This is a genomic window from Actinomadura barringtoniae (genome assembly GCF_017573505.1).
GTDB classification, from domain to species: domain Bacteria; phylum Actinomycetota; class Actinomycetes; order Streptosporangiales; family Streptosporangiaceae; genus Spirillospora; species Spirillospora barringtoniae.
In genome coordinates, this window is sequence record NZ_JAGEOJ010000002.1 from 309611 (window position 1) to 323997 (window position 14387).

The window sequence follows — 14387 nt, forward strand, 5'->3', positions numbered from 1 at the left end:
GCGCGGGCTTACTTCACCGAGACCGAGGAGACGTCGTACCAGCCGCGCCACTCGTCGGTGTAGGTGTTCTTCACGCTCTTGCCGAACAGCGCGACCGTCTTCGGGTGGATCAGCGGCACGAGCGTCGCCTGCTTGCCGACGGTCGCGTCCAGCGCGCCCCAGCGCGGTGCTGCCTGCGCCAGGTCGGTGATCTTGTTGATCGCGTCGATCTCCTTGTTGACCGCCGGGTCGTTCAGCTGCGCGAGGTTGTAGTTGCCGCCGTCCTTGAGGATCTGCCGGCCGTCGTAGATCGGGATGAGGAACGGCCCGCCGGCGGGCCAGTCGGCGCCCCACGACTGGAGGCTCAGCGCGGGCTGCGTGGCGGGCTTGCCGGTGATCGTGCGGTAGTCCTCCTCGCTGTAGGACTTGGGGTTGACGGTGATGCCCGCCTGCTTCAGCGCGTCCTGGACCGCCGCGGCGACCTTGGGGCCGTAGAGGTCGGAGTCCCAGTTCGGGAAGGCCAGATCGGTCTTCAGGCCGTTCGGATAACCGGCCTGGGCCAGCAGTTCCTTGGCCTTGGCGGCGTTGCCGCTCTCGCCCGCCGGGAAGTAGTCGTAGGGCTGCTGGCCGAACGCCTTGCCCTCGGGCAGGAACGTGGTCGCCGGGGACGCCAGCGCCGAGCCGCCGACCGCGTTGACCACCGACTGCCGGTTGACCGCGTAGGCGACCGCCTGGCGCACCCGGATGTCGTTGAACGGCTTCTTGGTGGTGTCGAACGCGATGTACTTGGTCTCGCCGAAGATCCCGCGCGAGACCCGCTTGGCCAGCGCCGGGTCGCCGGCGAGCTGGGCGAGCTGCTGCGGGCCCGCGCTGGTGTCGGTGGTGATGGCACGGGAGTCGGCGCCCGCGCTGCTGGCGAGCCGCTGGTTGATCACGGCCGTGTCCAGCCCGGCGGTGACCTCGATGCGGTCCGGGCAGGCGAGGCGCTGGGTGTCGACGGCCCGCGACCAGTAGGTGTTGCGGACCAGGACCAGCTTCTTGCCCAGCTCGTACTTCTCGACCTTGTAGGGGCCGCTGGAGACCGGGGCGTTCTGGTACTTGGTACCGGTGTCCTTGGCCTTCGGGACCGGCGCGAACTGGGTGGCGGTGGCCAGGTAGGGGAAGTCGCCGTGCGGCTGCCGCAGCTTGAAGACGATCGTCTTGTCGTCGGGCGTCTCGATCGACTTCAGGTCGGCGCCGCCCTTGTAGGGGCCCTTGTAGTCGGCGGCGTCGACCAGCCAGTCGTGCAGGTAGGGCGCGCCGCCCGGCAGGTCGGGCGAGAACGAGCGCTCGATGCCGTACTTGACGTCCTTGGAGGTGATCGGCGTGCCGTCGTCGAACTTCAGCCCGTCGCGCAGCGTGTACTTCCAGGTCTTGGCGTCGTCGCTCGGGGTGCCGAGGTCGGTGGCCAGGTCGGGGACCGGCTTGGTGCCCGCCTCCCCCGCGACCCGCTGCCGGGTGGTCAGCGTGCGGTAGACCAGCGTCGGCAGCGCCCCGCCGCCGGAGGTGTAGAGCGTGGCCGGGTCGAACTTGGCCAGGCCGCTCTGGTTGAGCACGGTGAGCGTGCCGCCCTGGCAGGTCTTGGGGTCGAACGCCGCCGACGACGATCCACCAGATCCGCTGTCGTCACCGCCGCACGCGGCGGCGGTGGAAGTGATCGCCAGCAGCGCGGCGCCAAGCAGCAGGGTCGGTCTCAAGCTCATGGGGGATGCCTCTTTCGGACTAGGTGCGCGCCCGAACCTAACGCCCACCCTCCCAAATAGCAACTTTTCCTACCTATTTAGTCGCCTTACGTCGATCTTGTTACCACGCCGATCTTGCTCTGAGCGCCCTCAAACAGCACCCTTAAGGGCGCTCAGAGCAAGATCGGCGTATTCGGGGGTTGGGTGAGGAGGGGGTTGGGGGGAGGGGGGAGGGGGTTAGGCGGGGGCGGGGGTGAAGATCCACTTCTTGTACGACCAGTAGCGGAACGCCGAGCCCAGGGCGAGCCCGACCAGCAGGCCGATGTTGTAGGAGATCCCGCCGTGCAGGCCCAGCGTGTAGTAGGTGAACCCGGTGATCAGCACCTGGATGCCCATGCCGATGCCGTTCAGCCCGAAGAAGACCACGACCTCGCGGCCCGAGCCGTCGCTGCCGGAGTCGCGGAAGGTCCAGTAGCGGTTGGCGAGGTAGGAGACCAGCGTCGAGGCCACGGTCGGGATGACCACGCTGGTGACGGGGCTGCCGCCGAGCCAGGCGCGCATCAGGTTGGCGCCGCCGATCGTGATCACCGTGCCGACGAACCCCACGAAGCCGAAAGAGAGCAGTTCGCGAAGGAACGTGCGGTACTGGGGAGCGATTTCGACCGTTTTAGCCGGTCTTGACCGCTGCATGGTGCTCACTCGCCCAGACATTACCGGAACACCTCATATGCCCAGCGCACAACCCGCCAATAACCCGATCAACGTCCGGCCGTGGCCGCGGCGCCGGAGATGGGCACGATCGCCGCGGCGAGGACCACCGGCACCGCCAGGGCCCATGGCAGGCCGACGCCCTGGGCGACGAAGCCCAGCACCGGAGGGCCGCCCAGCAGGCCGAGGTAGCCGACCGCCGTCACCCGCCCGATCCCGGCGGCGGCCGGCACGCCCGGCAGGTTGCCCGCCGCGCTGAACGTGATCGGCGCCACCGGGGCGATCCCCAGCCCGAACACCGTGAATCCGATCACCGCGGCGGCCGGATGGGAGCCGAGCAGGCCGAGCCCGAGCCCGGCGGCGGCGATCACCGACCCGTACCGCAGCACCGGCACCGGCCCCAGGCGCGCGACCAGCCAGTCCCCCGACAGCCGCCCCACCGCCATCGCGACCGCGCAGCCCGCGTAGCCGAGGCCCGCGATGCCCGGCCCGGTGCCCAGCGTCTCGCGCAGGTAGACGGCACTCCAGTCGGCCATGGCGCCCTCCCCCACGAACGAGCACAGCCCGATCACGCCCAGCATCGCCAGCACCCACCGGCCCGAGCCCACGCCCGAGCCCGCCTCGCCGTCCTCCTCGGGCACCACATCGGCGGAACGGTCCAAAAGCCCGCGACAGCACACCGCCAGCACGCCGACCAGCACCACGGCGACCACGCTCAGATGCAGCCGGACCGGCACATGCGCGTGCGCGGCGGCCGAGCCGACCAGGGCGGAGGCCAGCGTGCCGAGGCTGTACGCGCCGTGCAGCCCGGACATGATCGGACGGCCGTAGCCGCGCTCGATCGCCACGCCCTGGGCGTTCATCGCCACGTCCATCAGGCCGAGCGAGCCGCCCATCAGCACCAATGCGGCGATCAAGGCGCCCATGTTCCAGGCCAGGCCGATCGGCACCGGCGACAGCGCGGCGACCGTCCCGGCCACCAGTGTCGTCGCCCGGCTGCCCCAGCGGGCCACGATCCACCCGGCGAACCGGACCGCGACCGCCACGCCCACCGGCGCGCCCAGCAGCGCGACGCCGAGTGAGCCCGCGCTCAGCCCGAGATGCTCCTTGATCTGCGGGATCCGCGCCACCCAGGCCGCGCCGGTCAGCCCGTGCACGACGAACGCCGCGGTGACCGCGAACCGCGCCCGCCGCAGCGTCCCGCCCGCCGTCCCGCCCGCCGTTCCGCCAGCCGTCCCGGTGATCACCACCCGGACGACTCTAGGAGGTCCCGGCCGGGTCAGGCCAGATCGGCCAGGGGGACCTTGGTGTCGGTGAGGCGGGCGGTGTCGACCACGCGGTCGGACTTGATGAGGGCCTGGACGTCGTCGGTCACGTCCCAGACGTTGACGTTCATGCCCGCGACCACCTGGCCGCCGGCCAGCCAGAACGCGATGAACTCCAGCGCGTCCACGTCACCGCGGTAGACGACCTCGTCGTACTCCCCCGGCACGACCAGGCCCGACAGTTCCATGCCCAGCTCGTACTGGTCGGTGAAGAAGTAGGGGACGCGGTCGTAGGACACCGCCTGGCCGAGCATCGCGCGGGCGGCGGCCGGGCCGCCGTTCAGCGCGTTCGCCCAGTGCTCGACGCGGATCCGTCGGCCGAGCGCCGGGTTGTAGGCCCCCGCGACGTCGCCCGCCGCGAAGATGTCGGGGTCGGAGGTGCGCAGCGACTGGTCGACCACGATCCCATCGTTCACCTCAAGGCCTGCCTGCTCGGCGAGCTCGGTGTTGGGCCTGGCACCGATGCCGACGATCACCACGTCCGCCGGGACCTCGGCGCCGCCCGCGGTGACCACGGCCGAGACCTGCCCGGCGCCCCAGAAGCCCGCCACGCCCTCGTCCAGGCGCAGGTTCACGCCGTGCTTGCGGTGCAGCGCGGCGAAGATCTCGCCCACCTCGGGGCCGACCGCCGCGTGCAGCGGGGTCGGCTGGGGCTCGATCACGGTCACGTCGTTGCCGTACTCGCGTGCCGCGGCGGCGGTCTCCAGGCCGATCCAGCCCCCGCCCGCGACCACGACCCGGCGCCCGCCGGGCGACAGCGCCTCGCGGAGCTTGGCCGAGTCGCCCATGGTGCGCAGGTAGTGGATGCCCTCGAGCTTGGCGCCGGGGACGTCCAGCCGGCGCGGCGAGGAGCCGGTGGCCAGCAGCAGCCGGTCGTAGCGGACCGGTTCGCCGCCGGCGGGCCAGACCTGGTGGCCGTCCCGGTCGATGCGGTCGACGGCCGTGCCCAGCCGCAGCTCGACGTCGTGCTTCTCGTACCAGTCGGCGGGATGGACATGAGCCTTGTCCCTGGGTTCCTTGCCCAGCATGAAGCCCTTGGACAGCGGGGGCCGCTCGTAGGGTCGCTCGATCTCCTCACCCATGAGCACGATCCGGCCCTGGAAGCCCTCTTCCCGCAACGTCTCCGCGGCCTTGGCACCGGCCAGGCTCGCACCGACGATGACGAACGTCTCCTCGGGCATCGCTCTCTCTCCTCCGCGTGGCGCTGCGTCCTTCAATCCCTACAGCGACCTGACTAACGAGACAAGGGCGGCGTGCAGGGACTACTCCAGACGATTCCCCGTGTGAAGTGGATCACCCCCGCAGGCGACGATGGCGTTCGATCGCGGAGATATCGGTGAGCGAGGCGATCTGGTCGACGATGGCGCGCAGCCGGGCCGCGTCGTCGGTGGCGCCGGTGTAGGCGGCGCGGAACGCCGGGTCCAGGGTGCCGGGCGCGCCGCGTTCGATCAGCTCGGCCAGCTCCATGATCAGCTCGCGCTGGCGGGCCCGCCGCTCCTCGTGACTGATCCACACGTAGTGGGCCGTGACGCCCTTCAGCAGCGCGCACTCCAGCCGCTGGGCGCGCGGCACGATCAGGTCGGCGGCGTAGCGCGTGAGCGGCCGGTCGCCGTGGGCGGCCCGGGTCGCCTGCTCGGCGGCCAGGCAGAACCGGCCGATCAGCGTGCTGGTGAGGTTCTTCAGCGCGGCCAGGCTGCGCTGGGTGCCGTCGTAGCGGTCCGGCCAGTACGGCTCGGCCAGCAGCCGGGTGAAGCGCTCCTCCAGCTCGGCGACCGGGACGTCGTCGCAGTAGAGCTTGATCGTCGTCTCGGCGATCACCTTGCGCTCGTGCGGGTCGGCCAGCACCCCGAAGTCGACGTGCCCGGCGACCAGGGCGTCCTCCAGATCGTGGACGGAGTAGGCGACGTCGTCGCTCCAGTCCATCACCTGGGCCTCGAAGCAGGCCTTGCCGTCGGGAACGCCCAGCCGCACCCAGCGGGCCACGTCGGCGTCGTCCTCGTAGACGCCGAACTTGCCGTTCACGGCCTCCGACTGGGGCCAGGGGTACTTCATCGAGCCGTCCAGCGCGGCGCGGGTCAGGTTGAGGCCGACGCTGCGGCCCTCCAGCGGCGGGCCGGGCGGCGCGAACGACTTGGGCTCCAGCCTGGTCAGCACCCGCAGGCTCTGCGCGTTGCCCTCGAAGCCGCCGCAGTCGCGCGCGACCACGTCCAGGGCGGTCTCGCCGTTGTGGCCGAACGGCGGGTGCCCGATGTCGTGCGACAGGCACGCGGTCTCGACCAGATCGGGGTCGCAGCCGAGCGATTTGCCCAGCTCACGGCCCACCTGGGCGCATTCGAGGGAGTGGGTCAGCCTGGTCCGCAGGCTCTGCACGTTGTCGGCGCCGGCGTCCGCGCCGGGCGAGGCCACCTGCGTCTTGGCCGCCAGCCGCCGCAGCGCCGCGCTGTGCAGGACGCGGGCGCGGTCGCGCTCGAAGGCGGTGCGGTCGCGGCGCTTGGGCGGCTCGGGGGCCCAGCGGCGCCGGTCGTGGTCCGAATAGTCCGTCATTTGCTTACCAGCGTATTCGGCGCGGGCGGCGTTCGCGGAAAATCCCGAGGTCAACGCGGCGACGGATCGGTGGAACCCTTGATCGTCTCGCTGGGCGTCTTCAGGCTCTTGCCGAAGAAGATGTAGGACAGGTAGCCGCCCGTCTCGCGGACGATGTAGTGGAACTGGGTGTCGCGGGTCTGCACGCTCGGGCCGCTGCGGGTCGGCGAGGCCGCCGCCTTGATCCCGTTGTCCTCGGCCATCCGCTTGGCGCGCAGGCCGTGCGGCGGGTCGGTGACGATGACGCCCGAGTGCAGGCCGAGCTGCTTGAACCGGGCCCCGACGGCCTTCATGCTCTGCAGCGTGTCGCGCCCCTCGGGCACGGCGATCACCTTGGCGGACGGCATCCCGCCCTTGGTGATCAGCCACTTGCGGCCCGACTCGGCCTCGGTGAAGTTGTCGCTCGGCTGCTTGCCGCCGACGGTGACGATGCGCGGGGCGACGCCCTGCCGGTAAAGGTCCAGCGCGTGCTGGAGCCGCCACTTGAGCGTCGGGGACGGTACGCCGTTGTACTGGGCCGCGCCCAGCACGATGATCGCGTCCGACTTCGGCCGCTCGTCCTGGCGGGCCTGGTACCAGACCCGGAACCCGACGGTCAGCGGCGTCAGGATCACGACCGCGAGCAGGCCCAGGATCACGCTCACCGTGATCGTGAACGCGCGCGACCGCCGCCTGCGCACCTTTTTCCGGCCGCGGCGGTCGTCCGGGTGCTCCTCGGACTCCTCCGGCTCCTGCGCCTGTTCCGGCAACTCCACTTCCAACGTCATCGCATCGGACACGTTAGTTAGATGGTCCGCCGCACACGGGAAGTTCACAACTTCCGGCGTGGCGGCCCCAGCCCGCACGCGAGCGCGCTACCTGCCGCCGGGGCACTAAGCCGGAGGCGAGTGCCCCGGCGGCAGATCGCGAAGCGATGTCGCGCTCGCCCGCGTTCTTGGGTTGCAGCCGAGCCGCTAGGCGAGGCTGTAGCCCGAGGACGCCATCAACACAGCGCGGCCCGCCTCCAGCCGGGCGACCGGCACCCGGAACGGTGAGCAGGACACGTAGTCCAGGCCGACCTCGTGGCAGAAGTGCACCGACTCGGGGTCGCCGCCGTGCTCGCCGCAGATGCCGAGCTTCAGGCCCGGCCTGGTCTTGCGGCCCTCTTCGGTGGCGATCCGGATCAGCCGGCCGACGCCCTCCCGGTCCAGGGTCTCGAACGGCGACACGCCGAAGATGCCGAGGTCCAGGTAACGGGAGAAGAAAGCCGCCTCGACGTCGTCGCGGGAGAAGCCCCAGGTGGTCTGGGTGAGGTCGTTGGTACCGAACGAGAAGAACTCGGCCGCCTCGGCGATCTGGCCGGCGGTGAGCGCCGCCCGCGGCAGCTCGATCATGGTGCCGATGAGCGCCGGCACGTCCACGCCGGTGTGCTCCCTGACCTGCGCGAGGACCTGCTCGGCCTCCTCGCGGACGGCCTCCAGCTCCTGGACCGCCCCGACCAGCGGGATCATGATTTCCGGCTTCGGGTCACCGCCCGCACGCCTGCGTTCGGCGGCCGCCTCGGCGATCGCCCTCACCTGCATCGAGAACAGGCCAGGAATCACCAAACCAAGCCGCACTCCGCGGAGTCCGAGCATAGGGTTCTGCTCGTGCAGCCGGTTAACGGCCTCGAGCAGCCTCCGGTCCTGGGGGGTCGCGTCGTCACCGGCGAGCGCCACCTTGACCGAGAGCTCGGTGAGGTCAGGGAGGAATTCGTGCAGGGGCGGGTCGATGAGGCGGATCGTGACCGGCAGCCCGTCCATGGCCTCGAAGATGCCCTCGAAGTCCTGCTTCTGCAGGGGCTCGAGCGCGTCGAGCGCGGTCTGCCGCTCCTCCGCGTTCTCGGCGAGGATCAGCTCCTCGACCAGCTGCCGCCGGTCGCCCAGGAACATGTGCTCGGTACGGCACAGCCCGATCCCCTGCGCGCCGAACCGGCGGGCCCGCGCGGAGTCCTCGGGGTTGTCGGAGTTGGCCCGGACCTTCAGGCGGGCGCGCTCGTCGGCGTGGCTCATCAGCCGGTCCACGGCCTTGACCAGCTCGTCGCCGTCGGCGGCGGCGAGCTCGCCCTCGAAGTAGCGCACGACCGGCGAGTTCTCGACCGGGACCTCGCCCAGGTAGACCTCGCCCGAGCTGCCGTCGATCGAGATCACCTCGCCCTCGCGGACGGTCACGTCGCCGGGCGCGGTGAACACCCCGGCCTTGACGTCGACGTCGAGCTCCTCGGCGCCGCAGACGCAGGTCTTGCCCATGCCGCGGGCGACGACCGCCGCGTGCGAGGTCTTGCCGCCGCGCGAGGTCAGCACGCCCTTGGCCGCGACCATGCCCGAGAGGTCGTCGGGGTTGGTCTCGCGGCGCACCAGGATGACGTCCTCGCCCTGGGCGGCGAGCTCGACGGCCCGCGGCGAGGTGAAGACCACCTTGCCGACGGCCGCGCCGGGCGAGGCGTTCATGCCCTTGGTCAGCTTGGTGACGCCGTCCAGCCGGGCCTGGTCGAAGCGCGGGAACATCAGCTGCGCGAGCTGGTCGCCGGTGACGCGCCGGGCGGCCTCGTCGGCGTCGATCAGGCCCTGGTCGAGCAGCTGGGTGGCGATGCGGAACGCCGCGGCGGCGGTCCGCTTGCCTACTCGGGTCTGGAGCATCCACAGCTTGCCGCGCTCGATCGTGAACTCGATGTCGCACATGTCGAGGTAGTGGTTCTCCAGCGTCTCCATGATCTCGAGAAGCTGGTCATAGGAGGTCTTGTCGATCTGCTCGAGCTCGGTCAGCGGCACAGTGTTGCGGATGCCGGCGACGACGTCCTCACCCTGGGCGTTCTGCAGGTAGTCGCCGTAGACGCCCTGCTGGCCGGTGGCGGGGTCGCGGGTGAACGCCACCCCGGTGCCCGACTCCAGGTCCATGTTGCCGAAGACCATGGAGCAGATGTTCACCGCGGTGCCGAGGTCGACAGGGATGCGTTCCTGGCGGCGGTAGAGGATCGCGCGGTCGGCGTTCCAGGAGTCGAAGACGGCCATCATGGCCAGCTTCATCTGCTCGCGCGGCTCGGTCGGGAAGTCACGGCCGGCCTGTTCGCGGATGATGCCCTTGAAGGCGTCGACCAGGCCCCGGACGTCCTCGGCCCCGAGGTCGGCGTCGTGCTTGGCGCCGCTGCGCTCCTTGGCCGCCTCGATGGCGTCCTCGAAGAGGTCGCCGTCGATGTCCAGCACGGTCTTGCCGAACATCTGGATCAGGCGCCTGTAGGAGTCCCAGGCGAAACGCTCGTCTCCGGCCTGGGCCGCGAGGCCGGTAACGGACTCGTCGTTCAGCCCGATGTTGAGTACCGTCTCCATCATGCCGGGCATGCTGAATTTGGCCCCGGACCGTACGCTGACCAGCAGTGGGTCGTCGGCCTGGCCGAGGCGCTTGCCCATCGCGGCCTCCAGGGCCGCCAGATGCCGATCGATCTCACGCTCGAGGCCCTCGGGAAGGGTCCCGTGCTCGAGGTAGTGCTGGCAGGCCTCCGTAGTGATCGTGAACCCAGGGGGGACCGGCAGGCCGAGGTTGGTCATCTCGGCCAGATTGGCGCCCTTGCCACCCAGCAGATCCTTGAGGTCCTTGTTTCCCTCTGTGAAGTCATAAACGAACTTCGGCACGGGGAGCTCCTTCTCGCTCCGATTCCACCCAAGCGCGGAGCGGCCGGGTCTCCTCCTGAGGTAAGAGCCCGATGCCCCGCTTGCCGGGACTGTACCCGCGATTGCGCGGGTCGCTCGTCGCCCGGTCGTTCACGACAAGTCTTCCCAGCTCAGGACCGGTTTAGTGGTCTATTCCAATGCGGACATTCCAGACAGATGTCGCTGGAAACGACGCTGAGACATGGCTTCGCCATTGCACTGGAGAGGGAATGATGGATCAAGGAGGTGAGGTTGTGAGGCCGATGGTCGCCGGAGGCAGGGCGGGAGATCCGTTCGCCCCTATCGCCGATTACGGGTTCCTGTCCGACTGCGAGACGACCGCGCTGGTGGCTCCGAGCGGGAACATCGAATGGATGTGCCTGCCCAAGATGGACTCCCCCAGCGTGTTCGGGTCGATCCTGGACCGTGACGCGGGCTATTTCAGGGTCGGGCCGGCGGGCGTGGAGGTGCCCGCCGCGCAGCGGTACATCCCGGGCACGATGGTGATGGAGACCACCTGGTGGACCCATGGCGGCTGGCTGGTGGTGACCGACGCCCTGCTGATGGGGCCGTGGCACCACGAGACCGAGCGGTCGCACACCCACCGGCGGGCCCCCACCGACTACGACGCCGACCACGTGCTGCTGCGCATGGTGCGGTGCGTGAACGGCCAGGTCCAGGTGCGCCTGGACTGCATGCCGGTGTTCGATTACGGCCAGACGCCGGCCCAGTGGGAGCACTCGGGCGCCGGCTACCACGAGGCCGTGGCGCGCGGGAACGGCATCAACCTGCGCCTGACCACCGACATGAACGTGGGCTTCGAGGGGTCCCTGGCCACCTCGCGCACGCTGCTCAAGCAGGGTGAGGCGCGGTTCGTGGCCCTGTCCTGGAGCGAGCACGCGGCGCCGCAGGAGTACGCCGACGCGCACGAGCGGCTCGTCTGGACCGTTCACCACTGGCAGCACTGGCTGGACCGGGGCCGCTTCCCCGACCACCCGTGGCGCAGCCACCTGCAGCGCAGCGCCCTGACGCTGAAGGGCCTGACGTTCGCCCCGTCCGGGGCCGTCGCGGCGGCCGCGACCACGTCGCTGCCCGAGACGCCCGGCGGCGACCGCAACTGGGACTACCGCTACACCTGGATCCGTGACTCCACGATGGCCCTGTGGGCCTTCTACACGCTGGGGTACGACTGGGAGGCCAACGACTTCTTCTACTTCATCACCGACGTCGCCGAGGCCTCCGAGGGCAAGCTCCAGATCATGTACGGCCTGGACGGCCGCGAGGAGCTGCCCGAGTCGACCCTCGACCACCTGAGCGGCTACGACAATGCCAAGCCGGTCAGGATCGGCAACGAGGCCTACATGCAGGCCCAGCACGACGTGTGGGGAGCCATCATCGGCTCCATCTATCTCTTCGTGCGCAAACGCGACCGCCTGGACGACCGCCTCTGGAAGATCGTCGTCAAGCAGGTAGAGGACGCGCTCTCCAACTGGCAGCAGCCCGACTGCGGCATGTGGGAGGTGCGGGGCGAGCCCCAGCACTTCACCTCGTCCAAGGTCTTCTGCTGGGTCGCCGCCGAGCGCGGCGCCCGCCTGGCCCGCATCCGCGGCGACGAAGAAAGAGCCGTTCGCTGGCAGGAGGCCGCCGACGAGATCCACGCCGACGTGCTGGCCAACGCGCTGGACGAACGCGGGGTCTTCACCGCCCACTACGGCGCCCCGGCCCTGGACGCCTCGGCCCTGCTCATCCCGCTGCTGGGCTTCCTGCCGGCCGATGACAAGCGCGTCCGCGAGACGGTCCTGGCGATAGCGGACGAGCTGTCCGAGGACGACCTGGTGCTGCGCTACCGGGCCGCCGAGACCGACGACGGCTTCGAGTCCGAAGAGGGCACGTTCACGATCTGCTCGTTCTGGCTCGTCAGCGCGCTGGTGATGGTCGGTGAGCTGGAGCGGGCCAGGGCCCTGTGCGAGAAGCTGCTGTCCTACGCCAGCCCACTCCAGCTGTACGCCGAGGAGATCGATCCGCACACCGGCCGGCACCTGGGGAACTTCCCCCAGGCCTTCACCCACCTCGCGCTGATCAACGCGGTCATGCAGGTGATCCAGGCCGAGGCCGACCAGAACCCGCCGCCCCTGGCGTGAGGCGGCGGGCGACCGCGGCGCCCTAGCGTGAGGCGACGCGGTCCAGCGGCGCGGGAGTGATCGTCTTCCGCGCCTTGAGGTAGGCGACGAACGCCTCGTGGTCGGGCAGGTCATTACGGTAGGCCTGCCCGAACCCGTTGAACGCCGTGTACCCGTCGGCGCCGATCAGCGTGTAGGCGAGCGCCGCGAGCCGGTACGTGCGGCTCACGTCCAGCGGCTTGCCGTCGATGAGCACGTCCTTGGGGCCGGCCCGGTCGCCCTCGGGTCGGCTCGCGTCGTAGGTGTAGCGGACGTTCTTCGAGACGCCGAACGGCGCGAACTCGCCGCCCTGCCACTGCTGCTCCAGCGCCTGGTGAAGCTGCTCGCCGGTCACGGTGACGGTCAGGATCGGGTTGCCGTAGCCGTAGGCGGTCCAGGCCTACTGGTAGGTGGTCGCGCCGTCGGCGGGCAGGTCGCCCAGCGTGCTCTCGCCCTGCGCGTTGGCCGTACGGGTGAACGCGCCGTCCTGCTTGGCGACCACCTCGGCGGCGCGCTTGTCGCCGCGCGACTTCCAGTAGTCGGCGATCTTCTGGACGGCCGGGTCGGGCGCGATGTCGCGGGTGGTCGGATGGTTGACCGCGGTGGTCTTGTCGCGGAGCACCTCGCCGCTGAGCGGGTCGAGCTTCAGGTCGAGCCGACCAGGGTGTCGGGCACGGTCAGGTTGATGAAGCCGACCGGTGTGACGTGCTGGGATAGGCTGAACGCCCGGATGCTGCGGCGGTCTAAGAGGAGACGACTTGTCGGCAATCTTCGACTGGGCGAAGGGCGAGAATCTTCAGCCAGAGCCCATCACCGTCGAGATCTGGAAGCAGCTCCCTGAGGAATTCTGCCGTCAGGTCGAGGTGCTCAACGGCGAGGCGATCAGGGCAGAGTCACCGTCCAGAGAGCACCAGAAAGCAGCACGCAGGCTGGCAGACATGATCGAGTCCGCCGCCGAGGAGCACATGAGGCGACACGATGGGTCTTGCCTGGATGTCAGCAGCGACTTCGACGTCCTGCTCTGGCAGTTTCCCAGCGCGACCATCCGCCGGCCTGACGTGGCGTTGTTCGAGTGCGCGCCACCCGATGAGAGACCCCTGCGGGTTCACCGCGTGAAGCTCGCCGTCGAGGTCGTCTCCCCGGGGAGCGAGAAGACTGACACGGCCGACAAGAAGGCCGAGTACGCGCTGGCAGGCATCCCTTGGTACTGGCTGGTGTGGGTCGCCGACAATCAGGTGACCTCGATCGAGGTCCATGTCCTGGACCACGCCTTCGATCAGTATCGACCGCATGTCGTCCTCGAACCCGTGTCCGATCGCACGACCATCGACGTGCCGATTCGGGTCCACATCGACTGGCGGCGGCTCGCCGAACTGTCGCGCTGACGGTGCGGGGGCCGTGGCCTGTGGGTTAGGTGGTCCTGGCTGTGAAAAACGCGAATGTGTCTCATGGCGCCAGACCAAGGTCGTCATGAGGCATTGCCGGGGCAGTAAAGGCGAATTATTTTCACGATGCCAGCTCCCAACCGAACGAAGGAGTTTCGGTGGCATCTGTAAGAACTCTCGTCACAGTCGGCGCCGCGGTCGTTGCCGCGGCGGCCCTCGCCGCCCCGCCCGCCTCCGCCGCCGCCACGACGATCCGCAAGGGCTCGGCGACCGCCGACGCCTACTCCGGCAACGTGCAGGCATCACTGCTCGGGACCGCCGAGGTCTCCACCTCCCTCGGCGGCGGCTCGTGCAACCAGTCCACGATGACCGGCTCGACCGGCTCGGACGGGACCAACCTCAACATCAGCGCGGCCACGTTCGCCAACGACCCGGGCCCCGGCTGCCCGGGCGGCGGCGGCACGGTCACCGTGTCCACCGAGAACCTGCCCTGGTCGGGCGGCAGCGCCGTCTTCGACGGGTCGCACGCCGGCGGCCGGGACGCGGTCATCACGATCGCTGGCTTCCGCGTCAAGGCGGTCGCCAGCATCCTCGGCGGGATCACCTGCTACTACGGCGGCTCCCTCACCGCCGACGGCTTCAACCCCGACAACCCCGGAAGGACCGACACCGGCGTCGCCGAGGCGCAGGTGAGCGTGAAGGGCGCGACCGTACAGAAGCAGGACGGCGGCAACGCCCTCTGCCCCGCCACCGCGACGGTCACCGCCAACTACAAGCTGCTCGGCGAGAAGACCGCCGGGTCCGGCACGTTCGACCAGACGCTCTACATCACCGGCTGACCGTCCCGCGGCCGGCCGTCCCA

Annotated in this window: 11 protein-coding genes and 1 pseudogene; 3 read left to right on the forward strand and 9 right to left on the reverse strand. The window is 69.9% G+C overall.

Translation table 11 applies throughout. The annotated features are described in order from the left end of the window. Window positions 1-8: 8 nt before the first annotated feature. The 7 genes from J4573_RS05310 to ppdK all read right to left on the reverse strand — a co-directional run bounded on the left by J4573_RS05310 (window position 9) and on the right by ppdK (window position 9963). Window positions 9-1721, reverse strand: a complete 1713-nt coding sequence (locus J4573_RS05310; protein ID WP_208254097.1) for an ABC transporter substrate-binding protein — start codon at window positions 1719-1721, stop codon at window positions 9-11. Between the two features lie 216 nt (window positions 1722-1937). After that, window positions 1938-2390, reverse strand: coding sequence for a GtrA family protein (locus J4573_RS05315; protein WP_243772561.1), 453 nt, complete (start codon window positions 2388-2390; stop codon window positions 1938-1940). A 68-nt stretch (window positions 2391-2458) separates the two neighbouring features. Further along, window positions 2459-3658, reverse strand: coding sequence for an MFS transporter (locus J4573_RS05320; protein WP_307796506.1), 1200 nt, complete (start codon window positions 3656-3658; stop codon window positions 2459-2461). Between the two features lie 29 nt (window positions 3659-3687). Continuing rightward, on the reverse strand, window positions 3688-4914 hold the full coding sequence (locus J4573_RS05325; protein WP_208254099.1) for an NAD(P)/FAD-dependent oxidoreductase: 1227 nt from the start codon (window positions 4912-4914) through the stop codon (window positions 3688-3690). 112 nt (window positions 4915-5026) lie between these two features. Further along, window positions 5027-6277 carry a deoxyguanosinetriphosphate triphosphohydrolase gene (locus J4573_RS05330; RefSeq protein WP_208254100.1) on the reverse strand — a complete coding sequence of 417 codons (1251 nt, stop codon included), beginning with the start codon at window positions 6275-6277 and terminating at the stop codon, window positions 5027-5029. Between the two features lie 50 nt (window positions 6278-6327). Further along, the gene (locus tag J4573_RS05335; protein ID WP_208254101.1) at window positions 6328-7083 is read right to left on the reverse strand and encodes a YdcF family protein; all 756 of its coding nucleotides are present in this window, start codon (window positions 7081-7083) and stop codon (window positions 6328-6330) included. A 186-nt stretch (window positions 7084-7269) separates the two neighbouring features. Continuing rightward, a complete protein-coding gene (ppdK, locus tag J4573_RS05340; protein WP_208254102.1) occupies window positions 7270-9963 on the reverse strand; it encodes a pyruvate, phosphate dikinase in 2694 nt (897 codons plus the stop codon). A gap of 281 nt (window positions 9964-10244) precedes the next feature. On the opposite strand from ppdK, the gene J4573_RS05345 reads away from it, so the two are divergent. Continuing rightward, complete coding sequence (locus tag J4573_RS05345; protein WP_208254445.1) at window positions 10245-12122, forward strand: glycoside hydrolase family 15 protein; 1878 nt, start codon at window positions 10245-10247, stop codon at window positions 12120-12122. A 22-nt stretch (window positions 12123-12144) separates the two neighbouring features. Here J4573_RS05345 and J4573_RS05350 read toward each other — a convergent pair. Together J4573_RS05350 and J4573_RS05355 are read right to left on the reverse strand one after the other, a co-directional pair. Continuing rightward, window positions 12145-12522 (reverse strand): annotated as a pseudogene (locus tag J4573_RS05350) (5'-nucleotidase C-terminal domain-containing protein); the annotation flags it as partial. Window positions 12523-12540: 18 nt separating this feature from the next. Further along, a complete protein-coding gene (locus J4573_RS05355; protein WP_208254104.1) occupies window positions 12541-12762 on the reverse strand; it encodes a hypothetical protein in 222 nt (73 codons plus the stop codon). Window positions 12763-12898: 136 nt separating this feature from the next. Between J4573_RS05355 and J4573_RS05360 the strand changes: the two genes are divergently transcribed. Then, a complete protein-coding gene (locus tag J4573_RS05360; protein WP_208254105.1) occupies window positions 12899-13525 on the forward strand; it encodes a Uma2 family endonuclease in 627 nt (208 codons plus the stop codon). Between the two features lie 158 nt (window positions 13526-13683). Beyond that, window positions 13684-14364, forward strand: coding sequence for a hypothetical protein (locus J4573_RS05365; RefSeq protein WP_208254106.1), 681 nt, complete (start codon window positions 13684-13686; stop codon window positions 14362-14364). Window positions 14365-14387 lie beyond the last annotated feature (23 nt).